Consider the following 762-nt stretch of genomic DNA (forward strand, 5'->3'; position numbering starts at 1 on the left):
TCCTCCTCCAGCCGCATGAACCTGACGCAGGCGCTCAACTCCCTGGGCACCACCATCGCCCCGGTGCTGGGCGGCTACCTCATCTTCGACCAGGTGTCCGGGGCCGGGGAGGCCACGGCCGAGTCGGTGAAGATGCCCTACGTGGGCCTGGCCGTGGCGCTGGCGGCCATCGCGGTAATCATCAAACTGGCCCGCCTGCCCCGCTTCACGGGCGAGGGGACGGTGGAGGCCGGCTCGGGCGCGCTGCGGCACCGCCACCTGGTGCTGGGCATCGTCTGCATCTTCATGTACGTGGGCGGCGAGGTGGCCGTGGGCAGCATGCTCATCAACTACCTCAAGCTGCCGCAGATCGCCGGGCTGGACGAGTCCGAGGCCAAGCACTTCCTGTCCTTCTACTGGGGCGGGGCCATGGTGGGGCGCTTCTTCGGGGCCGTCGCCCTGGCGCAGCTCAGAAGCAGCTCGCTCAAGTACGGGGTCATGGCCGGGATCGCCCTGGTGACCTTCGGGGCGGTGTACGCCCTCTACGACCTGGACCAGGCGCTCATCATCCTGGGCCTGGTCGCGGTGAACTTTCTGGTGCTGCTCTTGGGCCGCTTCGTGCCCAACCGCACGGTGGGGCTCTACGCCTCGGCGGTGATCGCGCTGCTGCTCATCGGCACGTTCGCGCAGGGGCCCCTGGCTATGTGGGCCATGATCGGCATCGGGCTGTTCAACTCGGTGATGTTCCCCACCATCTTCGATTTGGCCATCAAGGGGCTGGGC

General features: G+C 67.8%; 1 protein-coding gene. It reads left to right on the forward strand.

Going from position 1 to position 762, the window contains the following annotated elements:
* Window positions 1–15 precede the first annotated feature (15 nt).
* On the forward strand, window positions 16–762 hold a 747-nt coding region (locus JT719_RS24245), incomplete at its 3' end, for an MFS transporter (RefSeq protein ID WP_479725268.1).

The sequence above is a fragment of the Sabulibacter ruber genome, from assembly GCF_017355955.1.
GTDB classification, from domain to species: Bacteria; Bacteroidota; Bacteroidia; order Cytophagales; family Hymenobacteraceae; genus Nibribacter; species Nibribacter ruber_A.